At 63.4% G+C, this 22157-nt stretch carries 22 protein-coding genes and 1 other RNA gene; 13 read left to right on the top strand and 10 right to left on the bottom strand.

The features are described from left to right. Positions 1 to 178 precede the first annotated feature (178 nt). A complete protein-coding gene (locus AC19YX_RS14820; protein WP_078470527.1) occupies positions 179 to 628 on the bottom strand; it encodes an EVE domain-containing protein in 450 nt (149 codons plus the stop codon). A 194-nt stretch (positions 629 to 822) separates the two neighbouring features. Here AC19YX_RS14820 and AC19YX_RS14815 point away from each other — a divergent pair, with 194 nt between their 5' ends. Then, the gene (locus AC19YX_RS14815) at positions 823 to 969 is read left to right on the top strand and encodes a hypothetical protein (protein WP_178102934.1); all 147 of its coding nucleotides are present in this window, start codon (positions 823 to 825) and stop codon (positions 967 to 969) included. 7 nt (positions 970 to 976) lie between these two features. On the opposite strand, the gene AC19YX_RS14810 is transcribed toward AC19YX_RS14815, so the two are convergent. From AC19YX_RS14810 to AC19YX_RS14795, 4 genes are all read right to left on the bottom strand, one after another. After that, positions 977 to 1606 carry a 5-formyltetrahydrofolate cyclo-ligase gene (locus AC19YX_RS14810; protein WP_500606525.1) on the bottom strand — a complete coding sequence of 210 codons (630 nt, stop codon included), beginning with the start codon at positions 1604 to 1606 and terminating at the stop codon, positions 977 to 979. Between the two features lie 105 nt (positions 1607 to 1711). Further along, a non-coding RNA gene (ssrS, locus tag AC19YX_RS14805) (6S RNA) lies at positions 1712 to 1890 on the bottom strand. Between the two features lie 23 nt (positions 1891 to 1913). Further along, complete coding sequence (locus AC19YX_RS14800; protein ID WP_020295926.1) at positions 1914 to 2237, bottom strand: cell division protein ZapA; 324 nt, start codon at positions 2235 to 2237, stop codon at positions 1914 to 1916. After that, on the bottom strand, positions 2234 to 2443 hold the full coding sequence (locus tag AC19YX_RS14795; protein ID WP_007940359.1) for a TIGR02449 family protein: 210 nt from the start codon (positions 2441 to 2443) through the stop codon (positions 2234 to 2236). The genes AC19YX_RS14800 and AC19YX_RS14795 overlap by 4 nt, the downstream gene beginning before the upstream one ends. A 140-nt stretch (positions 2444 to 2583) precedes the next feature. On the opposite strand from AC19YX_RS14795, the gene AC19YX_RS14790 reads away from it, so the two are divergent. From AC19YX_RS14790 to gcvH, 9 genes are all read left to right on the top strand, one after another. Beyond that, a complete protein-coding gene (locus AC19YX_RS14790; RefSeq protein ID WP_500606524.1) occupies positions 2584 to 3141 on the top strand; it encodes a YecA/YgfB family protein in 558 nt (185 codons plus the stop codon). A 27-nt stretch (positions 3142 to 3168) separates the two neighbouring features. Continuing rightward, positions 3169 to 4503, top strand: a complete 1335-nt coding sequence (gene pepP, locus AC19YX_RS14785) for a Xaa-Pro aminopeptidase (RefSeq protein ID WP_201128498.1) — start codon at positions 3169 to 3171, stop codon at positions 4501 to 4503. Continuing rightward, positions 4500 to 5687 (top strand): 2-octaprenyl-6-methoxyphenyl hydroxylase, encoded by a 1188-nt coding sequence (ubiH, locus tag AC19YX_RS14780; protein ID WP_201128496.1) that lies wholly within the window; start codon positions 4500 to 4502, stop codon positions 5685 to 5687. Before pepP ends, ubiH begins: the two co-directional genes overlap by 4 nt. Beyond that, positions 5680 to 6165, top strand: a complete 486-nt coding sequence (locus AC19YX_RS14775; protein WP_421548249.1) for a DUF4442 domain-containing protein — start codon at positions 5680 to 5682, stop codon at positions 6163 to 6165. The genes ubiH and AC19YX_RS14775 overlap by 8 nt, the downstream gene beginning before the upstream one ends. Positions 6166 to 6174: 9 nt before the next feature. After that, complete coding sequence (locus AC19YX_RS14770; RefSeq protein ID WP_201132082.1) at positions 6175 to 7392, top strand: 2-octaprenyl-3-methyl-6-methoxy-1,4-benzoquinol hydroxylase; 1218 nt, start codon at positions 6175 to 6177, stop codon at positions 7390 to 7392. A gap of 128 nt (positions 7393 to 7520) precedes the next feature. Further along, positions 7521 to 8522, top strand: a complete 1002-nt coding sequence (locus AC19YX_RS14765) for an extracellular solute-binding protein (RefSeq protein WP_078470534.1) — start codon at positions 7521 to 7523, stop codon at positions 8520 to 8522. Between the two features lie 136 nt (positions 8523 to 8658). Beyond that, on the top strand, positions 8659 to 10275 hold the full coding sequence (locus tag AC19YX_RS14760) for an ABC transporter permease subunit (protein ID WP_201128493.1): 1617 nt from the start codon (positions 8659 to 8661) through the stop codon (positions 10273 to 10275). A gap of 154 nt (positions 10276 to 10429) precedes the next feature. Continuing rightward, a complete protein-coding gene (gene gcvT / locus AC19YX_RS14755; protein WP_500606523.1) occupies positions 10430 to 11512 on the top strand; it encodes a glycine cleavage system aminomethyltransferase GcvT in 1083 nt (360 codons plus the stop codon). Between the two features lie 52 nt (positions 11513 to 11564). Next, positions 11565 to 11948, top strand: coding sequence for a glycine cleavage system protein GcvH (gene gcvH, locus AC19YX_RS14750; RefSeq protein ID WP_020295916.1), 384 nt, complete (start codon positions 11565 to 11567; stop codon positions 11946 to 11948). A gap of 53 nt (positions 11949 to 12001) precedes the next feature. On the opposite strand, the gene AC19YX_RS14745 is transcribed toward gcvH, so the two are convergent. Next, the gene (locus AC19YX_RS14745) at positions 12002 to 13144 is read right to left on the bottom strand and encodes a DegT/DnrJ/EryC1/StrS family aminotransferase (protein WP_500606522.1); all 1143 of its coding nucleotides are present in this window, start codon (positions 13142 to 13144) and stop codon (positions 12002 to 12004) included. 187 nt (positions 13145 to 13331) lie between these two features. Between AC19YX_RS14745 and gcvP the strand changes: the two genes are divergently transcribed. Continuing rightward, positions 13332 to 16205 carry an aminomethyl-transferring glycine dehydrogenase gene (gene gcvP, locus AC19YX_RS14740; RefSeq protein WP_500606521.1) on the top strand — a complete coding sequence of 958 codons (2874 nt, stop codon included), beginning with the start codon at positions 13332 to 13334 and terminating at the stop codon, positions 16203 to 16205. Positions 16206 to 16291: 86 nt separating this feature from the next. On the opposite strand, the gene AC19YX_RS14735 is transcribed toward gcvP, so the two are convergent. Then, positions 16292 to 16609 carry a DUF2388 domain-containing protein gene (locus AC19YX_RS14735; protein WP_020295913.1) on the bottom strand — a complete coding sequence of 106 codons (318 nt, stop codon included), beginning with the start codon at positions 16607 to 16609 and terminating at the stop codon, positions 16292 to 16294. Between the two features lie 209 nt (positions 16610 to 16818). Here AC19YX_RS14735 and AC19YX_RS14730 point away from each other — a divergent pair, with 209 nt between their 5' ends. After that, the gene (locus tag AC19YX_RS14730) at positions 16819 to 17841 is read left to right on the top strand and encodes a hypothetical protein (protein ID WP_500606520.1); all 1023 of its coding nucleotides are present in this window, start codon (positions 16819 to 16821) and stop codon (positions 17839 to 17841) included. Here the strand turns inward: AC19YX_RS14730 and tfpB are convergent. Further along, on the bottom strand, positions 17838 to 19616 hold the full coding sequence (gene tfpB, locus AC19YX_RS14725; protein WP_201128485.1) for a type IV pilus assembly ATPase TfpB: 1779 nt from the start codon (positions 19614 to 19616) through the stop codon (positions 17838 to 17840). The genes AC19YX_RS14730 and tfpB overlap by 4 nt on opposite strands. Before the next feature lie 131 nt (positions 19617 to 19747). Next, entirely contained in the window at positions 19748 to 20077 is a 330-nt protein-coding gene (locus tag AC19YX_RS14720; RefSeq protein ID WP_201128478.1) for an ACT-like domain-containing protein, read from the bottom strand. 124 nt (positions 20078 to 20201) lie between these two features. Between AC19YX_RS14720 and AC19YX_RS14715 the strand changes: the two genes are divergently transcribed. After that, the gene (locus AC19YX_RS14715; protein ID WP_020295909.1) at positions 20202 to 20672 is read left to right on the top strand and encodes an Lrp/AsnC family transcriptional regulator; all 471 of its coding nucleotides are present in this window, start codon (positions 20202 to 20204) and stop codon (positions 20670 to 20672) included. Positions 20673 to 20728: 56 nt separating this feature from the next. Here AC19YX_RS14715 and AC19YX_RS14710 read toward each other — a convergent pair whose 3' ends face one another. Beyond that, the gene (locus AC19YX_RS14710; protein WP_500606519.1) at positions 20729 to 22096 is read right to left on the bottom strand and encodes a CYTH domain-containing protein; all 1368 of its coding nucleotides are present in this window, start codon (positions 22094 to 22096) and stop codon (positions 20729 to 20731) included. Positions 22097 to 22157 lie beyond the last annotated feature (61 nt).

Raw genomic sequence — 22157 nt, 5'->3', positions numbered from 1 at the left:
TATAGCGTCCAAGTCTGACGGTAGACGCCGTTAGGCGACTTGATACCCGTCAAATGAAAGCCGTAAGCCTAACCCTATTGGCCAGACGATGCATGGTTGTGCGCGATGACTGCCGGGTTCTCGAGATAAAAGCCGTGGGCGCGTGCCGCGAGCGGTGCGCGGCACGGCTTGCCGTGGATCAGCGCAGGGCCAGTACCGCGGCCCATTGCTCGGCGGTCACCGGCATCACCGAGAGGCGGCTGCCTTTTTGTACCAGCGGCATTTCGTCGAGGGCGGCCTGTTGTTTCAAATAGTCCAGGCGCAACACCTGGGAGAAAGTCTCGACATGGGCAACGGTGATTGCACTCCAGGCATTTTTTTCCGGCGTGGCCTTGGCGTCGAAGTAGGGACTTTGCGGGTCCAGGGCCGTTGGGTCCGGGTAGGCGGCTTCGATGATCTGCCCGATGCCGGCGATCCCGGGCTCCGGGCAACTGGAGTGATAGAAGAAGAATAGGTCGCCCACCGCCATGGCCCGCAGGAAGTTGCGTGCCTGGTAATTGCGCACCCCGTCCCAACGGGCTTCGCCGAGCTTTTCCAGGCCCTTGATCGAGAGTTCTTCGGGCTCGGACTTCATCAGCCAATAGGCCATTTTTTGCGCTCCTCGAGGGCTGTGGGCAAGTTGTCTGGCAATTTTATGACAAACCGACAGTCGGTTGACGTCAGCATTTGCGTGTCGGTTCACGTTATCGCAGAATGCCGGGATTTTAAGCTTGACGCTGCTGCACGGACTATTACGCAAGCCGTTGCTGTCATCGTGTGTGATAGGCCTTAGGGGGGCAATCGATGAAACGCAAACCGGATTTACTATGGATTTTGGTTATTTTGTTCGGTTTGGGTGTGGTGACCACTGGCTATGCGCAGAGCCTGTGGGCCAGTAAAGCCGATGCCCCGATCGAGCTCGCGCAACAGCAGCAACCCTTCAAGCGTTGATCCCGTCTCAGGCGCCGCTGCCTTCAAGTGGCGCCTGCTCTGCAAAATACCACCGCCCGTCTGTCACCGTAGCCTGCAACGGCACATCCCAGCTCGCCTGATCCAGTCGCTCGACCTTCTGACACTCATGGGCCAGGCCCAATAGCGTCGGCTTGCGCCAATTCTGGCGCCGGGCCAGGTACGCCAGGCTGCGGTCATAGAAGCCGCCGCCCATCCCCAGACGCCCCCCCACATCGTCGAAACCGACCAACGGCAATAGCACCAGGTCCAGGGCCCAGACCTTGCGCAGGCGCGCGACATTCACCCGTGGTTCAAGAATCCGGAAACGATTGGGCCGCAGCTTCTCTCCCGGACGTACCCGCTGGAACACCATCTTGGTCCTGGGCCAGGCGCTGAGCACCGGCAGGTAGGTGGCCTTGCCCCGGCGCTGGGCGGCGCGCAGCAGCAGGCGCGGGTCGATTTCACCGTCGGTGGGCAGGTACAGGGATATATGCCGCGCCCGGCGGAACAGCGGGTTTTGCGCCAGCTGTCGATACAGCCCGCGTGCGGCCTGGCGCTGCTCGCTGGGGCTGAGGGCACGCCGCGCGCGGCGCAGCAGGCGACGAAGTTGCGGGCGGGAGAGGGGGGCGTCGGTCATGGGGGCAGGCCGTGGGAGCTGGGTTCGGATGGCCCAGCCTACCGCTAAACGGCCGGCGCCAGAAACAACAATGCCAGCACGATGGCTGGCATTGGTTTGCAATTCAGGCTCCCCGGATGAACCGCTGTCAACTTAGCCCTTGAACCCGAAAGTTCAAGGTGGAAGATGCAGTAGGCTTTAAGGCTTTCCGTCTAGCGGACATGCACACCAGCCCAACGTGCAACCTCCAGGGTAGTGCGAATCGGCTCAGGGACATCGTCAACTGGCAAGCACCCCAGGGAGTGGCGGGAGTATACCGCAACCGCCTTCAGGAATCAGCTTTGGGTTGTTCCGGATCGGTCGCCAGGACCAGATCGACGCGCTCCAGCAGGTCGCGTACTTGCTCGCGGGTCGAACCGCTGGCCTGTATGTCGGGGCGCTCCTGCTTGTGCAGCAAATCGTGGGTAATGTTGAGGGCGGCCATGACGGCGATGCGATCGGCGCCTATGACTTTGCCGCTGCTGCGAATCTCGCGCATCTTGCCGTCCAGGTAACGGGCGGCGCTCACCAGGTTGCTGCGCTCTTCCTGGGGGCAGATGATCGAATACTCTTTGTCGAGGATCTGCACGGTTACGCTATTGCTTGAACTCATGAGTCTTGCTCCAGGGCCTTGAGGCGCGAAATCATCGATTCGACCTTACGCCGGGCGATTTCATTTTTTTCAATGAGGTGCGCGCGTTCCTCGCGCCAGGTCTTTTCCTGAGCTAATAAGAGTGCGTTTTGACTCTTTAGTTGCTCGACCCTGGTAATTAGCAATTCGAGTCTGGCCATCAGCGCTTGCAGGTCGGTGTCTTCCATTGGATCCCACTGGATTTGTCTGATGAGTGGCAACAGGCTGGGCAAACGAGTTGACGGCCTTGATGGTCTTGGCGCGTCCGCCGATGCTACGATACAAGGCCTCCATTCTAGACATTGCGCCGCTTGGCGCCTAGCTGCCCATGCCCATTCAGAATTCTCCGTACAACGCCTTCGCCACCCTGCTCACCAGCAGCGGTCACCCTGTCTCGCCAGCCGAATTGCACGGCCTGTTGCTCGGTCGCAGTTGCGCCGGCGCCGGCTTTGATGTCGACGGCTGGTTGATCGACGCCGCCGAACTGCTCGAAGGCGAACCACAAGACAACGTGCGCAACGCCTTGATCGGCCTGCAGGAAATGGTCAAGGGCGAGCTGACCAGCGATGACATGACCGTGGTTCTGCTGTTGCCCAGCGACGATGCGCCCCTGACCGAACGTGCCGCGGCACTGGGCCAGTGGTGCCAGGGCTTCCTCAGCGGTTTCGGCTTGAACTCCCGCGACAGCAGCGCCCTGAGCACCGAAGCCACCGAAGTGTTGCAAGACCTTGCCGCGATCGCCCAGGTGCAAGATGCCCTGGAAGAATCCGATGACGGCGAAAGCGACTATATGGAAGTGATGGAGTACCTGCGGGTCGCCCCCTTGCTGTTGTTCACCGAGACCAGCAAGAAAGTTGAACCGGCTGCCAAGCCGTCTTTGCACTAACTGCTTGATAGGGAAGTCCGTCTGCCCATGATCCATATCCCGAAATCGGAATACACCCGCCGCCGCAAGGCGCTCATGGCGCAGATGGAACCCAACAGCATCGCGATTCTGCCGGCCGCCGCCGTGGCGATCCGCAATCGCGATGTCGAGCACGTGTACCGCCAGGACAGCGACTTCCAATACCTCAGCGGTTTCCCCGAGCCCCAGGCGGTCATCGTCCTGATGCCGGGCCGCGAGCATGGCGAGTACGTGCTGTTCTGCCGTGAGCGCAACGCCGAGCGTGAACTCTGGGACGGCCTGCGGGCTGGCCAGGAAGGCGCGATGCGCGACTACGGCGCTGACGATGCCTTCCCCATCACCGACATCGACGACATCCTGCCGGGCCTGATCGAAGGGCGTGACCGGGTCTATTCGGCCATGGGCAGCAATCCGGAATTCGACCGGCACCTGATGGACTGGATCAACGTCATCCGCTCTAAAGCGCACCTCGGCGCCCAGCCACCGAACGAATTCGTTGCCCTGGATCATCTGCTGCACGACATGCGCCTGTATAAATCGGCGGCAGAAGTGAAGGTCATGCGTGAAGCCGCGCGGATTTCCGCCCAGGCCCATATCCGCGCCATGCAGGCCAGCCGAGCCGGTCTGCATGAGTTCAGTCTGGAAGCTGAGCTGGACTACGAGTTCCGCAAGGGCGGGGCGAAGATGCCGGCCTACGGTTCCATCGTCGCCGCCGGGCGCAACAGCTGCATCCTGCATTACCAGCAGAATGACGCGCTGCTCAAGGACGGTGACCTGGTGCTGATCGATGCCGGTTGCGAGATCGATTGCTACGCCAGCGACATCACCCGTACCTGGCCGGTCAACGGTCGGTTTTCGCCGGAGCAGAAGGCGATCTACGAATTGGTCCTGGCTTCCCAGGAAGCGGCGTTTGCCGAGATTGCACCGAACAAGCACTGGAACCAGGCCCATGAGGCCACGGTGCAAGTGATCACCCAGGGCCTGGTGCAGCTGGGTTTGCTCGAAGGCGATGTCGACGAACTGATCGCCAGCGAAGCCTACAAGGCGTTTTACATGCACCGCGCCGGGCACTGGCTGGGCATGGATGTGCACGACGTCGGTGAGTACAAGGTCGGCGGCGAATGGCGGGTGCTGGAGGTCGGCATGGCGCTGACGGTGGAGCCGGGGATTTACATTGCCCCGGACAATCAGAACGTGGCGAAGAAGTGGCGCGGCATTGGCGTGCGCATCGAGGATGACGTGGTAGTGACCAAGCAAGGTTGTGAGATTCTCACCGGTGGCGTGCCGAAGACGGTCGCCGAGATCGAAGCACTGATGGCCGCCGCACGGGCCCAGGTCGCATGACCCGGGTCAATCTGGCGATCATCGGTGGCGGCCTGGTCGGCGCCAGCCTGGCGTTGGCGTTGCAGGCCGGGGCCAAGGCCCGGGGCTGGAAGATCGTGCTGATCGAACCCTTCGCCCCCGGCGACAGTTACCAGCCCAGCTATGACGCCCGCTCCTCGGCGCTGTCCTTTGGCGCGCGACAGATTTATCAGCGGCTGGGTGTGTGGCAGGAAATTTCCCGTCGCGCCGAGCCGATCAAGCAGATTCATGTCTCCGACCGTGGGCGGTTTTCCACCGCGCGCCTGTCGGCCATGGAGGAGGGGGTTCCGGCCCTCGGTTATGTGGTGGAGAACGCCTGGCTTGGCCAGTGCCTGTGGCAGGCCCTGGACAAGGACGTGATCAATTGGCGCTGCCCGGCTGAAGTCACGCGCATGGAGCCGTTGCCGGACGGCTACCGCCTGACCCTGAATGACGAGACCACCCTGGAATGCGAGCTGGCGGTATTGGCCGATGGCGGCCGCTCCGGGTTGCGCGAGCAACTGGGGATCGGGGTCAAGAATCGCCCATACAACCAGAGCGCGCTGATCGCCAACATCACCCCCAGCGAAGCCCACAACGGCATGGCCTTCGAGCGTTTTACCGATGACGGGCCGATGGCCTTGCTGCCCCTGCCGGAAAATCGCTGCGCCCTGGTCTGGACTCGCCTGGGGATGGATGCGCAGCGCCTTGCCAGCCTGGATGACCGCAGCTTCCTCAGCGAGCTGCAGGGCGTCTTCGGTTATCGCCTGGGCACCCTCAAGCAAGTGGGCGCGCGGCATCTTTATCCGCTGTCACTGGTGGAGGCCGAAGAACAGGTGCGCCCGCACCTCGCCGTCCTCGGCAACGCCGCCCACAGCCTGCATCCGATTGCCGGCCAGGGCTTCAACCTGTCTCTGCGCGATGCCCAGGCCCTGGCCGATGCGTTGCTGGCCAGCCAGGATTCGCCAGGGGATTTCGCCACCTTGCAGGCTTATCGCGAACGCCAGCGCCAGGATCAGACCCTGACCGTGGGATTCTCCGACCAGGTCACCCGCCTGTTTGGCAGCAAGCAGCCGCTGGTGTCCCTGGGGCGCAATATCGGCCTGCTGGGGCTGGATCTCTTGCCTCCGGCCAAGCGCTGGTTTGCCCGTCAGGCCATGGGCCTGGGTACGCGCCCGGATGCTTAAGTGGCTGAACCAGCGCCTGGGCAAGGCGCGCCTGCTGCGCTGGATCATGTGCCTGTATCCGCCGTACCTCGGTGCCGGGGTGCGAGTCCGCCACATCAGCGCGGATTTTCGTGAGGTCCGGGTGTCCATGGGCCTGGGCTGGTACAACCGCAACTATGTCGGCACCCAGTTCGGCGGCAGCCTGTACGCCATGGTCGACCCGTTTTTCATGTTGATGCTGATGGAAAACCTCGGCCGTGAGTACATCGTCTGGGACAAGGCCGCCACCATTGATTTCATCGCCCCGGGCAAAGGCCCGGTGTTCGCCCGGTTCACGATCGACCAGGCCCTGCTCGACCAGATCCGTCAGCACACCGCCAGTGGCGAGAAGTACCTGCCGTTGTTGCAGGTGGATATCCACGACGGCGACGGCACTTTGGTGGCGCGGGTCGATAAAACCCTTTACGTGCGGCTCAAGCCGCAAGCGAGACAGGCTTAAAGCATGGAAATGCGCGCAGATCTGCTGATTGTCGGTGCCGGAATGGTCGGTAGCGCCCTGGCGCTGGCCTTGCAGGACAGTGGGCTGGAAGTCCTGCTGCTCGATGGCAGCCCGCTGACGGTCAAACCCTTCGCTGCCGAGGCGCCCTTCGAGCCGCGTGTGAGTGCCTTGTCGGCGGCCAGCCAGCGGATCCTGCAACGCCTGGGCGTCTGGGAGGGGATTGCCCGACGCCGCACCAGCCCTTACGCGCAGATGCAGGTCTGGGATGGCAGTGGCACCGGGCAGATCCACTTTTCGGCGGCCAGCGTGCATGCCGAGGTGCTGGGGCATATCGTTGAGAACCGCGTGGTCCAGGACGCCTTGCTCGAGCGTTTGCACGAATGCGACCTGGGCCTGCTGGCCAATGCGCGCCTGGAGCAGATGCGGCGCTCCGGGGATGACTGGCTGCTGACCCTGGCCGATGGCCGGGTGCTGCGCGCACCCCTGGTGATCGCGGCCGATGGCGCCAACTCGGCGGTGCGGCGCCTGACCGGTTGCGCCACCCGCGAGTGGGATTACCTGCACCACGCCATCGTCACCAGCGTGCGCAGCAGCCAGCCGCACCAACTGACCGCCTGGCAGCGTTTCACCGACAACGGCCCCTTGGCGTTTCTGCCGCTGGAGCGCGATGGGCAGCAGGACTGGTGCTCGATTGTCTGGTCAACCACGCCAGGCGAGGCCGAGCGCCTCATGGCGCTGGACGACGAGGTGTTCTGCCGCGAGCTGGAGCGCGCCTTCGAGGGTCGCCTGGGCACGGTGCTGAGCGCCGACCCACGGCTCTGCGTGCCGCTGCGCCAGCGCCATGCCAAGCGCTACGTAGCCGAGGGCCTGGCGCTGATCGGCGACGCCGCGCACACCATCCACCCGCTGGCCGGGCAAGGCGTCAACCTGGGCTTTCTCGATGCGGCGGTGCTGGCCGAAGAACTGCTGCGCGCGCACAGCCGTGGCGAGCGCCTGGCCGATGTGAAGGTGCTCAGCCGTTTCGAACGCCGGCGCATGCCGCACAACCTGGCGTTGATGGCGGCGATGGAAGGCTTTGAACGTTTGTTCCAGGCAGACCCGCTGCCGTTGCGCTGGCTGCGCAACACCGGGTTGAAAATCGTCGACCAGATGCCCGAAGCCAAGGCGCTGTTTGTGCGTCAGGCGCTGGGGTTGAGCGGCGATCTGCCGGCATTGGCCAAGGCCTGACCCCCTCGGCTCTGCGCCTATTGCGTTCGGTGCAACATCTGGTAACGCCTCAAGGGCACGTTCGGTTTGAGAAGGTAAATGTGAGTCCTTATCATTTGGCCTCACTTTGATATCGAGAGACCGCTCCCATGTTGGCACCGAAGCGTCTACTGACTGCCCTGGCACTCACCCTTATCGGCGGAACCGCCCAGGCGGCCGATGAGGTGGTGGTCTACTCCTCGCGTATCGACGAGCTGATCAAGCCGGTGTTTGATGCCTACACCAAAAAAACCGGGGTCCAGGTCAAGTTCATCACTGACAAGGAAGCGCCCCTGATGCAGCGGATCAAGGCCGAGGGTGAAAACGCCACCGCCGACCTGCTGCTCACCGTGGATGCCGGCAACCTCTGGCAAGCCGAGCAGATGGGCATTCTGCAACCGTTCACCTCCAAGGTGATCGACGCCAATATCCCCCTGCAATACCGCTCCTCGGCCCACGCCTGGACGGGCCTGAGCCTGCGCGCGCGGACCCTCGCCTACTCCACCGACCGCGTTAAACCGGGTGACTTGACCACTTACGAAGCCCTGGCCGGCAAGCAATGGGAAGGCCGACTGTGCCTACGCACGGCGAAAAAGGTCTACAACCAGTCGCTGACGGCCACGCTGATCGAAACCCATGGCGCGGAGAAAACCGAAGAGATCGTCAAGGGCTGGGTCAACAACCTGTCCACCGATGTGTTCTCTGACGACATCGCGGTGCTGGAAGCGATCAACGCCGGGCAATGCGACGTCGGTATCGTCAACACCTACTACTACGGCCGCCTGCACAAACAGAAGCCGGATCTGGCGGTGAAGCTGTTCTGGCCGAACCAGGGCGACCGTGGGGTGCACGTCAACCTGTCGGGCATCGGCCTGACCAAGCATGCGCCGCACCCGGAAGCCGCCAAGGCCTTGGTGGAGTGGATGACCACCCCGGAAGCGCAGAAGATCTTCGCCGACGTGAACCAGGAATTTCCGGCCAACCCGGCAGTGCAGCCGTCGGCTGAAGTGGCCAGTTGGGGCAAGTTCGTCGCCGATACCCTGCCGGTGGAAGTGGCCGGCAAGCGCCAGGCCGAAGCCATTCGCCTGATGGATCGCGCTGGCTGGAACTGAGCCTGCCGTTATACTGCGCCCCGCCTATGCGGGGCGTTTGCTTTAAAGGGGCGGCGATACCGCCCAGCGCGAGCACGCTCCTCGCCCCGGCGATCCGCAAGCCTTTTTGCCTGTCCCACCTGCCCGAGAGTTTTTTGTGGCCCATCCCGCCCAACGCCGCTGGTATCCCCTGGTCTTCGCCATTGCCGCCCTGGTCCTGCTGCCGCTGAGCGTCCTGCTGCTGTCCTGGCAGGTGGTCGACCAGCAGATCTGGTCGCACCTGTGGCAAACCCAGATGCCAAGGCTGCTGGGCAACACCTTGGTCCTGGTGTTGGGAGTGGGTGTCGGCGTGACCCTGCTCGGGGTCAGCCTGGCGTGGTTGACCAGCCTCTGTGAGTTTCCCGGTCGGCGCTGGCTGGATTGGGCGCTGATGCTGCCGTTCGCGATTCCGGCTTATGTGCTGGCCTTTGTCTTTGTCGGCCTGCTGGATTTTTCCGGCCCGGTGCAAAGCCTGCTGCGTGAGTGGTTCGGCAGCGGGTTGCGCCTGCCCCGGGTGCGTTCCACCGGCGGAGTGATCCTGGTGCTGGTGCTGGTGTTCTACCCCTATGTCTACCTGCTGGCGCGCACCGCATTCCTGGCCCAGGGCAAGGGCCTGATGGAGGCCGCGCGGGTATTGGGCCAGTCGCCGTGGCAGGCGTTCTGGCGCGTGGCACTGCCCATGGCGCGCCCGGCCATCGGCGCCGGCGTGGCCTTGGCATTGATGGAGACCCTGGCCGATTTCGGCGCGGTCGCCGTGTTCAATTTCGACACCTTCACCACCGCTATCTACAAGACCTGGTATGGCTTCTTCAGCCTGTCCAGCGCCGCGCAACTGGCCAGTCTGTTGCTGCTGGCGGTGATGCTGGTGCTGTACGGCGAGCGTCGTGCCCGTGGCGCCAGCCGTGCAGGCAATGAGCGGCCGCGGGGCAAGGCGTTGTACCACCTGCGCGGGCTCAAGGCCCTGGCAGCCAGCAGTTGGTGCCTGCTGGTCTTCGCCTGCGCCTTCGTGATTCCGCTGCTGCAACTGGTGGTGTGGTTCTGGCAGCGTGGACGCTTCGACCTCGACGAGCGCTATGCCGGGTTGATCGTGCACACCCTTTACCTGGGGGCCATGGCGGCGCTGATCACGGTGAGCGTGGCCCTGCTGCTGGCGTTTGCCCGGCGCCTCGCGCCGACCCGGGCGATCCGTACCGGGGTCAGCCTGGCCAACCTCGGCTATGCGCTGCCGGGCTCGGTGCTGGCGGTGTCAATCATGCTGGCGTTCAGTTACCTGGACCGCGAGCTGGTGATCCCGCTGTCGAGCTGGCTCGGCGGCGCCGGCAAGCCGCTGCTGCTGGGCAGCCTCTGTGCGCTGTTGCTGGCGTATCTGGTGCGCTTCATCGCGGTGGCCTATGGGCCGCTGGAAAACAGCCTGGCGCGGATCCGTCCGTCCTTGCCGGAAGCTGCCCGCAGCCTGGGGGTCAGCGGGCCACGACTGTTTTGCAAGGTGTATCTGCCGTTGCTGCTGCCCGGAACCCTCAGCGCCGCGTTGCTGGTGTTCGTCGATGTGCTCAAGGAAATGCCCGCCACCCTGCTGATGCGCCCGTTCGGCTGGGACACGCTGGCGGTACGGATCTTCGAGATGACCAGCGAAGGGGAGTGGGCGCGTGCTTCGCTGCCGGCCTTGACCCTGGTTCTGGTCGGGTTGTTGCCGGTCATTGGCTTGATCCGCCGCTCGGCTCATCGAATCGGTTAGGTGCCAGTCCTCAACCTTGCGGCTACAATGCGCGGCATTCGGTGCGGTCCATCTTCGGATCTGCTGGCTGGAATCGGCTGAAAGCCATCTATTTCAAGGCTTTCACTCGTGCAGCGGCGGTCCGCACCTTCGCCACGCCCGGAAGGAGAAACCCATGGGACAGCGCACGCCTCTGTATGACTTTCACCTCGCCCTTGGCGCGAAGATGGTCGATTTTGGCGGTTGGGACATGCCTCTGCATTACGGCTCGCAAGTCGAGGAGCACCATGAGGTGCGCCGTGACTGCGGTGTTTTCGATGTATCCCATATGACCGTGATCGACATCAGCGGCCCCCAGGCCAAGGCCTGGCTCCAGTATCTGCTGGCCAATGATGTCGAGCGCCTGCAAAGCCCCGGGCAGGCTTTGTACAGCACCATGCTCAACGAACGTGGCGGCATCGTCGACGATATGCTGGTCTACCGCACCGAAGACGGTTACCGGCTGGTGGTCAACGCCGCCACTCGCGACCAGGACATCGCCTGGATGCAGGCGCAGCTGGGGGCGTTCCAGGTGCAGTTGCGCGAACGCTCGGACCTGGCGTTGCTCGCCATCCAGGGCCCCCAGGCGCGGCATAAGATCGCCGAACTGGTGACCCAGGCCCGTGGCGCGTTGATCCACCAGCTCAAGCCATTCGAAGGCCGTTTCGACGGTGACTGGTTTATCGCCCGTACCGGCTATACCGGCGAGGATGGCCTGGAAATCATGTTTCCGGCCGATCAGGCCCCGGCATTCTTCAACGACCTGGTGGGCGCAGGCATTTCCCCTATCGGCCTTGGCGCCCGCGATACCTTGCGTCTCGAGGCCGGGATGAACCTGTACGGCCAGGACATTCACCAGGACGTGTCGCCCCTGGCGGCCAACATGGCCTGGAGCATTGCCTGGGAGCCGGCCTCACGCAAATTCATCGGTCGCACCGCACTGGAAGCCGAGCGGGCGGGCGGAGTGAAGCAGAAGCTGGTGGGCCTGGTCCTGGAAGAACGCGGTGTTTTGCGAGCGCACCAGGTGGTTCGCATCACAGATGTTGGCGAAGGTGAGATCACCAGTGGTAGTTTCTCCCCTACGCTGAGCAAATCGATCGCACTGGCGCGGGTGCCGATGGCCACCGCCGACCGTGCAGAAGTGGAAATCCGTGGCAAGTGGTACCCGGTTCGAGTGGTCAAGCCGACCTTCGTACGCCATGGCAAAACCCTGATCTAACTTTTTCCGGCGGGCAGTTAGCCGCTGACATTTCTTCTTGAGGACACAGAATATGAGCGATATCCCTGCCGACCTGCGTTTTGCCGAAAGTCATGAATGGGCCCGTGTGGAAGCCGATGGCAGCGTGACCGTGGGTATTAGCGACCACGCTCAGGAAGCCTTGGGCGACGTGGTATTCGTCGAGCTGACCGAAGTCGGCACCGTGTTCGGTGCAGGGGATCAGGCGGGCGTGGTGGAGTCGGTCAAGGCGGCTTCCGATATCTACGCACCGGTGGCGGGCGAAGTGATTGCCATCAACGAAGAGCTGAGCGCCAGCCCCGAGCTGCTCAACAGCGACCCGTATGGCGCCTGGATCTTCAAGCTCAAGCCAAGCAATGCCGCAGATCTGGATAAGCTGCTGGACGCTGCCGGCTACAAGGCCGCCATCGGCGAGTAAGCCCTTGGAAAGAAAAAGCCTCGATCATTCGAGGCTTTTTTATGGGCGCCGTATCAGGCGTCTTTCAGCACGGCCTTGACCGCCGCCACCGAGCGCTCGACGTCGCTTTTGCTCATGCTGGTGAACATCGGCAGCGAAACGATCAGGCGCCCGACCCGTTCCGCCACCGGGAACATGCCCTCCTTGAAGCCGAGTTTGCGGTACAGGCTCAGCAGGTGGATGGGCGGGTAGTGATAGCCGATCCCGATGCCGCGTTCCTGCATCTGCTCCATAAAACTGGCGCGGGCGGGCTTGCCGTCCCGGCGTTCAGGCAGCACCAGCTGGAACAGGTGCCAGTTGCTGTTGCTGAAGTCCGCCGGCGGCAGTTGGGCGCCGTAGGTGGCCTCGAAATCGCTGCCGAAGCAGTCGAAGTAGTAGCGGGCCAGTTCACGGCGATGGGTGGTGATGTGTTCGATATGGGCGAACTGCCCCAGGCCGATGGCGGCGGCGACGTCGGTCATATTGAACTTGCCGCCCAGGACATCCACATCCAGCCCGTCGAAACCGTTGCGGGTGACGCCTTGCAGGCGGTACTTCTCGGCCAGGCGCACTTCTTCGGGGGTGTTCAGCACCATGCAGCCGCCCTCGGACGAGGTGACGTTTTTGTTGGCCTGGAAGCTGAATGACACAAAGTCACCGCTGGCGCCGATGCGCTGGCCGTCCCAGCTCGAACCCAGGGCCTGGGCGGCGTCTTCCACCACCCGCAGGCCGTGCTTGCGCGCCAGGGCGTAGAGGCGCGTCATGTCCACCGGTAACCCGGCCAGATACACCGGGATGATGGCTTTGGTGCGGGGGGTGATCGCCGCCTCCACCTGGGCCAGGTCGAGGTTGCGGGTGATCGGGTCGATATCGGCAAATACCGGAGTGGCGCCGACTTCCAGAATCACGTTGGCCGTGGCCACCCAGGAGATCGGGGTGGTGATGACTTCGTCGCCGGGGCCGATGCCGGCGATTCGCAGGGCGATCTCCATGGTGCAGGTGCCGGAGTTGAAGGTGCGCACCGGGCGTCCGCCGAAGAACTCCGAGAGCTGGGCTTCGAAGGCCTGGACCTTGGGCCCGCTGGTGATCCAGCCCGAGCGCAGGACGTCGCCGACAGCGGCGATGGTGGCTTCATCGATGGTGGGTTTGGAAAACGGCAGGAAAGGCAGTTGGCTCATGACGAGGGTGCACCCGGTAAGCAGAGGGTAGAAACAGGCAGGGTGCGCGCCGAGGCTGGCGCGCTGACGCCCAGCATAATGGTACCGATTCGGCGACGGCGCCAGCGCGTCGACGCCCGAAAGCGGCTGCTATGCTGGCTTGACCGTGTTGCATCGACGTTGAGCGCCACTTAAGAGAGAGCCCGTCATGTCCCAGTTGCCGTCCTTGAGCCAATTGCGCGATCCGAACGCTTTTTTACGCCGCCACCTGGGGCCCGATGCCGCCGAGCAGCAGGCGATGCTCGACAGCCTGGGGCTGGGCAGCCGGACCGAGCTGATCGAGCAGACAGTGCCGCCGGGGATTCGCTTCAAGGGAGCGCTGGCACTGCCGCCAGCCCTGGACGAAGAGGCGGCCCTGGCCAAGTTGCGTGGCTACGCCGAGCAGAACCAGGTCTGGACCAGCCTGATCGGCATGGGCTACCACGCCACTCTGACCCCGGGGGTGATTCTGCGTAACGTGCTGGAGAACCCCGGCTGGTACACCGCTTACACCCCCTACCAACCGGAAATCGCCCAGGGCCGGCTTGAGGCCCTGCTCAATTTTCAGCAACTGACTATCGACCTGACTGGCCTGGAGCTGGCCAATGCCTCGCTGCTGGATGAAGCCACTGCGGCGGCCGAAGCCATGGCCTTGGCCCGGCGGGTCGCCAAATCCACCAGCAACCGCTTCTTTGTCGACCATAACTGCCACCCGCAGACGATTTCCGTGGTTCGCACCCGGGCCGAAGGGTTTGGTTTCGAGCTGGTGGTCGACGCTGTGGATAACTTGCCAGGGCAGCAGGTGTTCGGGGCCTTGCTGCAATACCCGGACACCCATGGCGAGATACGCGACCTGCGTCCGCTGATCGACCACCTGCACGGGCAGCATGCCCTGGCCTGTGTCGCCACCGATCTGCTCAGCCTGCTGCTGTTGACGCCGCCGGGCGAGCAGGGGGCCGACGTGGTGCTCGGCTCATCCCAGCGCTTTGGCGTGCCTATGGGGTACGGCGGTCCCCATGCGGCCTTTTTTGCCTGCCGTGACGAGTACAAGCGAGCCATGCCGGGCCGGATCATCGGCGTGTCGCGGGACGCCCGGGGCAATGTGGCCCTGCGCATGGCCCTGCAAACCCGCGAGCAACATATCCGTCGCGAGAAGGCCAATTCCAATATCTGCACGGCCCAGGTGCTGCTGGCCAATATCGCCGGTTTCTACGCGGTGTATCACGGGCCCGAGGGCCTCAAACGCATTGCCCAACGGGTGCACCGGCTGACCTGCATCCTGGCCGCTGGGCTGGAGCGCCATGGCATCACCCGGCTCAATCGGCATTTTTTCGACACCCTGACCCTGGAGGTGGGCGGGAGCCAGACGGCGATCATCGAAAGCGCCAAGGCGGCGCAGATCAACCTGCGGATTCTCGGGCGCGGGAAATTGGGCCTGAGCCTGGATGAGGGCTGCGACGAAAGCACCGTGGCCCGCTTGTTCGACCTGTTCCTGGGGGCCGACCACGGGTTGCAGGTGGCCGAACTCGATGCCCAGGCGCTGCCCGGTGGAATCCCCCCCGAGCTGCTGCGCAGCAGCCGCTACCTGACCCACCCGGTGTTTAACGCGCACCACAGCGAAACCCGGATGCTGCGCTACCTCAAGCAGCTGGAAAACAAGGACCTGGCGCTCAACCAGTCGATGATCCCGCTCGGCTCCTGCACCATGAAGCTCAACGCCAGCAGCGAGATGATCCCCATCACCTGGCCGCAATTTGCCAACCTGCATCCCTTTGCTCCCCTGGAGCAGGCGGTGGGCTATGGGCTGATGATCGACGAATTGCAGCGCTGGCTGTGTGCGATCACCGGTTTCGATGCCATCTGCATGCAACCCAACTCCGGGGCCCAGGGCGAGTACGCCGGGTTGCTGGCGATCAGTAAGTACCACGCCAGCCGGCAGCAGGCGGGGCGTGATATCTGCCTGATTCCAGCCTCGGCCCACGGCACCAACCCGGCTTCGGCGCAGATGGCCGGGATGCAGGTGGTGATTGTCGAATGCGACGCTGCGGGCAACGTCGACCTTGAAGACCTCAAGGCCAAGGCCCAGGCCGCCGGCGAGCACCTGGCCTGCCTGATGGCGACCTATCCATCGACCCATGGCGTGTACGAGGAGGGCATGCGCGAAATCTGCGAAGTTATCCACAGCCATGGCGGCCAGGTGTACATGGACGGAGCCAACCTCAATGCCCAGGTCGGCCTGGCCCGGCCGGCGGATATCGGCGCCGATGTCTCCCACATGAACCTGCACAAGACCTTTTGCATTCCCCATGGCGGCGGTGGCCCGGGCATGGGGCCGATCGGCGTGCGGGCGCACTTGGCGCCGTTTGTCGCCAATCATCCGGTGGTGCCGCTGGAGGGGCCGTTGCCAGGCAACGATGCGGTCAGCGCGGCGCCCTGGGGCAGCGCGAGCATCTTGCCCATCAGTTGGATGTACATCGCGATGATGGGCCCGCAATTGGTGGATGCCAGCGAGGTGGCGATCCTGGCGGCCAATTACCTGGCGGAGCAGTTGAGCGGGGCCTTTGCGGTGCTCTACAGCGGGCGCAATGGGCGGGTGGCCCATGAATGCATCCTCGACCTGCGACCGCTCAAGGCCCAGACCGGAATCAGCGAGGAGGACGTGGCCAAGCGCCTGATGGATTACGGCTTTCATGCGCCGACCATGTCCTTTCCGGTGCCGGGAACCCTGATGGTCGAACCCACGGAGAGCGAGTCCAAGGCCGAGCTGGATCGGTTTATCGAGGCGATGCTGAGTATTCGCGCGGAGATCGCCCAGGTCCAGGACGGCCACTGGCCAGCCGACGACAACCCGCTCAAGGGTGCGCCCCATACCCTGGCCGATATCACCGGAGTCTGGGAGCGGCCCTACAGCATTCAACAGGCGGTGCTGCCCAGCGCCCATACCCGCAGCCACAAGTACTGGCCGACAGTGAATCGGGTCGATAACGTCTATGGCGATCGCAACCTGTTTTGCGCTTGCGTGCCGGTGGATGCCTATCGCTGAGGGCGGACTGATCAAAAAACAGGCAAAAAAATGCCGCTCATGGGAGCGGCATTTTTTATCTCACAACTTTTATCTCACAACCGCGATCACTCTTGCGCGACCGCGTTTTTGGCCAGGATGGCGTTGGCCAGTTCCATGTCCGTCGCCTGCAGGCCCGGGTTATCGGCCCGGACTTTCTGCATGGCGGCTTCCAGGTACGGGCCACGGATCCCGCCGTCGCTGGCAACGAAACTGCCCGCGTCGTCCTGCGCCGCAACGATCAGTTTGTGATCCTTGAAGGTCAGGTAGGTGGAACCGGTGGTGGCACCGGAGGAAATGACGTTACGCCAGAAGCTGTCGGCCATTGCCGAACCGACAGGAAGGGAGAGCAAGGCAAGTGTCGCGACAGCTATTTTTAGACGCATGGTGGGTGACTCCGACTGGGGGTATCTGAACAATTTGATTACAGACGACCTGAAGGAGTTCCGTGGCATGGGAAGAAGGTTTTCGACCTGTGGTGGGTGTTTGGCCGGCGAGTGCGTGTTTCAACTGCCCGGCGTGTGATCCAGCGGTATGCCCGCCGGGGAAAATTTGGCACGATGCGCGGCTTCTGCCAGAGCACGGATGTTCACCTTTGATTTTCGGCCCCAGCCCCATCGCGTTCATGTACCTGTACCTGTTGCTGATCCTCTGCGGCGCCAGCGCGGCAGGGTTGGTGTCCCTGGTCATGGCGCTGCGCCACCCGGAAAAACGCCAGCGACTGCGAAAACGCCTGTGGCTGCACGTGCCCCTGACCCTGGCCATGCTGTTTTTCGTCGGCCTGGGGCTCAAGTTTGTGTGGGGTATGGTGGCCCTTTCCGTCGCGCAACAAGAGCGGACCCAGGCGCTGAACCCGCGGTTGCAGGCGGATCTGCAACTGGACGAACTGCACTTCCCGGCCGGGACCCTGGTCAAGCTCGATACCCTGGACCCGGTGGACTGGAAGGGGGAGTCGCAGCTGTCGGGCCTGCAAAGCGTCGATTATGCGACGTTCAAGACGCCGCAGTCGGTGCTGGGCCTGCAGGTCAGCGAAATAGACATGCCGCCGCATTACTACTTTTCAAAACTGTTGCTGGTGGGCGACCAACAGATCGCCGGCTGGCCCTGCAAGGGTGGCGGCTGGGTCAGCTTTGACCGCACCGTCGAAGACCGGACCTTTCCCAGCCGCTGGCGCTTCGATGAATGCCACATGAGCCCGGATGCCCGCTTGGCCGATGTCACCTGGCCCGCGGGCAGCCAGGTGTTCCACGAGTCCTCCGGCTTTATCGTGCGCACCGACGGCGAGGTGCCGCGTCCCGTGGCCTACCAGGGCATGCAGTTCCTGTCGCTGACCCTGGACCTGGATGAAAACCAACAGTTACGCCAATGGTCGGGTGTCCTGGCCCAGCCGGTGCAGCTCGGGGAATGGCATTACCCGGCAGGCATGCGGGTCCGCCAGGAAACCCCGGACCGCCTGCTGTTCAGCCCGACCCGCGAGTCCACCGCGGTTAACCATCAGACCCGCAAGAAGCTGTCCGTGGGGCGTTCCATTCTGCAGCAGCGTGCCGATGGCGCGGTGCTGGATATCCAGCCCAATGACAAGGTCGGGGTCATCGACTGGGAGGAGTTCGGGGGCTAGGGCTGCTCGCTTTGCGGTGTGACGCGCAACACCTCCTCCAGGGTGGTCAGGCCGGCAGCGACCTTCTGCGCGCCCGATAGGCGCAAGCTGCGCATGCCGTCCCTGGCCGCCTGGCGGCGCAAGGCCAGGAGGTCGGTGTCGCGGCTGATCAGGGCCTTGAGGCTGTCGCTCATCTGCATGATCTCGTACACCCCGGCCCGCCCGTGGTAGCCGGTGTCCCGGCATTCCGCACAGCCAACGGCGCGGCAGGCATGTTCGGGCAGGGGCAATTGCCGGGGGTGGGTCAGGGCCTGCCAGTCATCTGCGCCCAGCTTCTGGGGCGCCTTGCAGTGCGGGCACAGGGTGCGTACCAGGCGTTGGGCCATGACCCCCAACACCGTGGCCTTGATCAGGTAATGGGGCACGCCGAGTTCCAGCAGCCGGTTGATGGCGCCAGGGGCATCGTTGGTGTGTGCCGTGGACAGCACCAGGTGTCCGGTGAGCGCGGCCTGGATCGCCATTTCCGCTGTTTCCAGATCGCGAATTTCACCAATCATGATGATGTCCGGGTCCTGGCGCATCAGGGCGCGCACGCCGCTGGCAAAGGTCAGGTCGATATTGTGCTGGACCTGCATCTGGTTGAACGCCGGCTCGACCATCTCGATCGGGTCCTCGATGGTGCACAGGTTGACCTCGGACGTCGCCAGTTGCTTGAGGGTGGTGTACAGGGTGGTGGTCTTGCCCGAGCCAGTGGGGCCGGTGACCAGGATGATGCCGTTGGGCTGGCGGGTCATGTCCTGCCAGCGCAGCAGGTCCTCGGCGCCGAAGCCGAGCTGGTCGAAGTCCTTGAGCAACACCTGCGGGTCGAAGATGCGCATCACCATTTTTTCGCCAAACGCGGTGGGCAGGGTCGACAGGCGCAGTTCCACTTCAGCGCCATCCGGGGTCTTGGTCTTGACCCGGCCATCCTGGGGTTTGCGTTTTTCCGCGACGTTCATTCGCCCCAGGCTCTTCAGGCGGCTGACGATGGCCACGGTGACGTGGGGCGGGAACTGGTAGACGTTGTGCAGTATCCCGTCGATGCGAAAGCGCACCGTGCCCTGCTCGCGGCGGGGCTCGATATGGATATCGCTGGCGCGCTGCTGGAAGGCGTACTGGAACAGCCAGTCGACAATATTGACGATATGGGCGTCGTTGGCGTCGGGCTGCTGGTCACTGGCGCCGAGGTTGAGCAGTTGTTCGAAGTTGCCCAGGCTGTGCATCTTGCGTTCGGTGTTGGCGCCGCTGACCGACTTGGCCAGGCGGTAGAACTCCTGGGTGAATCGCTGGATATCCGCCGGGTTGGCCACGACACGCTTGATGGGCAGTTTCAGGACATGGGCCAGGTCGGCTTCCCAGGCGTTCACATCAGGCTGGGCGCTGGCCACGGTGACCCCATGGGGGTCGATGGCCACCGCGAGAATCTGGTGGCGCTGGGCAAAGGCGTAGGACATCAGCGGCGTGATGCTGGCGACATCGATTTTCAGCGGGTCGATTCGCAGGTAGGGCTGGCCCGCGCGTTGTGCCAGCCACAGGGTCAGGCTTTCCAGGTCCAGGCTGCGTCCGGGGCGACGCTGATCATCGAGTTGCTGGCCGGCCAGAAATTCCAGAGGGTGCAGCTGGCTGTTGGCGGCGTTGCGCCGGCTGCTCAGTGCGCGTTCGGCCGAGTCCTGGTTGAGCAGGCCCTGGCTGAGCAGGTCGCGCAGCACATCATTGAGGTCCAGCCAGCGGTCCTGGGTAACGCGGGAAACAGGCATTCGGGCTCCTTGGGGGCATTCGGGCACCAAGCGGTTTCAAGGTGTGCGCCTCTGACCGCGAATTGCCAAGAATAGTCCCGGGTAACCGACGGCCCGTCGTCCAAGGGTTGCAGGGTTTTGCCGGCAGCCTGTCAGCCCGCCGCGTGCAGGCGGGAAAGCTCGATGGGCTCGAGCGTTACCGATTCCACGCTGATCAGGTTACGAAGTTTTTCCGCAATCACTCCGGCCCGGTGCCAGCTCAGACCGTCGAGCGCCACCTCGATGTGTAACTGGCCGTCCCGTTGCAGCACTGCAACCTGCTGCGGCACCAGGCTCTGCAAGGCGAAATGGTTGAGCACCCGGCACAGCACGTCGGCTTCGGCTTCCGCGCTCAATTGATAGCGCACCTGGCAGTGGCTGTTGGCGCGGCTCCACACATCGGCACGGCAAGGTTCACGGTTTACGGCTTCGAGGTGGGGCATGGCGTTCTCCAGATCAGTGGAGAAATTTTTACATGGGGTCCCGGGTATTTCTTATCTAAGATGAGCGTGATTGCGCGAATAATGAATTGTTCATTTCTTGTATATGCCTATTTAAGGAATATCTATGCACAGCGAGCTTGACGCTTATGACCGCCGGATTCTCGCCTTGCTGCAGGAGGACGCCTCGCTGTCCAGCGCGCAGATCGCCGAGCAGGTCGGGCTGTCCCAGTCGCCATGCTGGCGCAGGATTCAGCGGATGAAAGAGGAGGGGGTGATTCGCGCCCAGGTGACCTTGCTCGATCGCAAGAAAATCGGCCTCAACACGCAGATCTTCGCCGAGGTCAAACTCAACGCCCACGGGCGCTCCAACTTTACGGAGTTCACCGAGGCGATTCGCGGCTTTCCCGAAGTGCTGGAGTGTTATGTGCTGATGGGGGCGGTGGATTTCCTGCTGCGCATCGTCACCGCCGATATTGAAGCCTATGAGCGGTTTTTCTTCGAGAAGCTGTCGATGGTGCCGGGAATCCAGGAGGTGAACTCGATCGTCGCCTTGTCCGAAATCAAGTCGACGACGAGTTTGCCGGTGCTGCGCTGAAACTCTAGGGCGGTGCGCTCACCGACAGGCCCGCAGGCTTGCCGGTGAGGAGCAGGTTACAGGCGCAGCAGGGTTTTCCAGGCACGGCTCTGGAACACAGTGATGGCTTGCTGTTTGCGCGCGTCGAGCACTTCATCGCTGATGGGCTCGTTGGCCAGTTGCACCAGCTTGTTCAGTTCGCCGTACAGGCGGTCCAGCTCCGGGATGTCCAGGACGTTGCGGGCGTGGTGCAGCCAGGCCTGGATCCGTTCGATACGCGGCAACTGTTCAGCCAGGTCTTCAGGCTGTTGCTGATAGCGCGGCAGTTGCAGGGCCACGGCCTCGTCGGCCAGCAGGCGCGGCAGCCAGTTGCCCAGTTGCGCGGCGCCCTGGCGGTTGCCACGGGTGTTGCGCTCGGTGGTCCAACTGCGGGCCAGCAACCAGCGCGAAGTGTTCAGCGAGAACAGGCCCCAGCGCACGTCTTCCAGTTCTTCGATGAACTGCTCCGGCGCTGCCTTGCGCACGTCTTCGTCTTCCAGGCCGGCTTGCACCAGTGGGCGCCAGTCTTCAAGCAGGGCGTCGAGGGCGCTGCGCAGTTCGGCGGTGGACTGGCGCGGTGCGGCCTGGCCCAGGCTGCTGAGCAGGGCGCGCAGTTCGGCGAGGTTTTCCACCCAGTCCTGCAGCAGGCGCCAGTGGCCGTTGAAGCGATACTGTTCGGCCAGGCGCTGGCTGCTGCCCAGCAGGTGCCAGGTCAGGGCGGCAAAGGCGTCATCCAGTGCGGTTTCGGCGCTGAACTCCGGTGCCGGCAGGCTCAGCGTGTAGCTGTTGGCATCGAACAGGCGATAGCCGCGCTCGGCCTTGCTGATATCGCACGGCATCAGGGCCAGGGTCGCCGCCAGTTCTGCGGCCAGCTCCAGCAGCGCGGCCGGTTCACCTTCGCGCAGTTCCAGTTCCAGCTCGCAGATTTCTTCCTTCTGCTTGCCAGCAACCACGTGGCCCAGGTCCAGGGCGGCCTCGATCACTACTTTGGCCTTGCCGCGGCCCCAGGCGATTTCCGCGCGTTCGCGGACGAAATCGGTGGTGAAGATTGGCTTGAGGGTCTTTTTGTCCAGCTCGGCCAGTTCTTCGGGCCAGCATTCGCCGTCGAGCTTTTTCACGTCGAGCTTGGGTTTGGCCAGGTGCCAGTCGTATTCATTGCGCTCGGACAGACCGGCAACGCTGTGGCCACGGGTTTTGAGGGTCTGAATCACTTCTTCGCCATCGCGACGCAGGCGCAGGGCGACCTTGGCCTGGGCCAGGTCACGCTCTGGGGTGTCGAAGTACTGGTTCATCAGCTCACGGCGTTCCCAGCCACTTTTGTTGCGTTTTTTCAGCAGCGGGTGCTCGCGCAAGGCGGCGAGGGTTTCGCGGCTGACGCGGAGTTTGATTTCAGTTTCTTTCTGCATGGCCGGAAAATCCAGAATCGGGAGCGCAGCCAGGGGAATGTGTGGCTGCCAAGGCCGTGCA

The organism is Pseudomonas sp. MF09150 (assembly GCF_059862355.1).
Note: the sequence above shows the minus strand (reverse complement) of the source record. Positions and strands in the feature narration are given on the sequence as shown.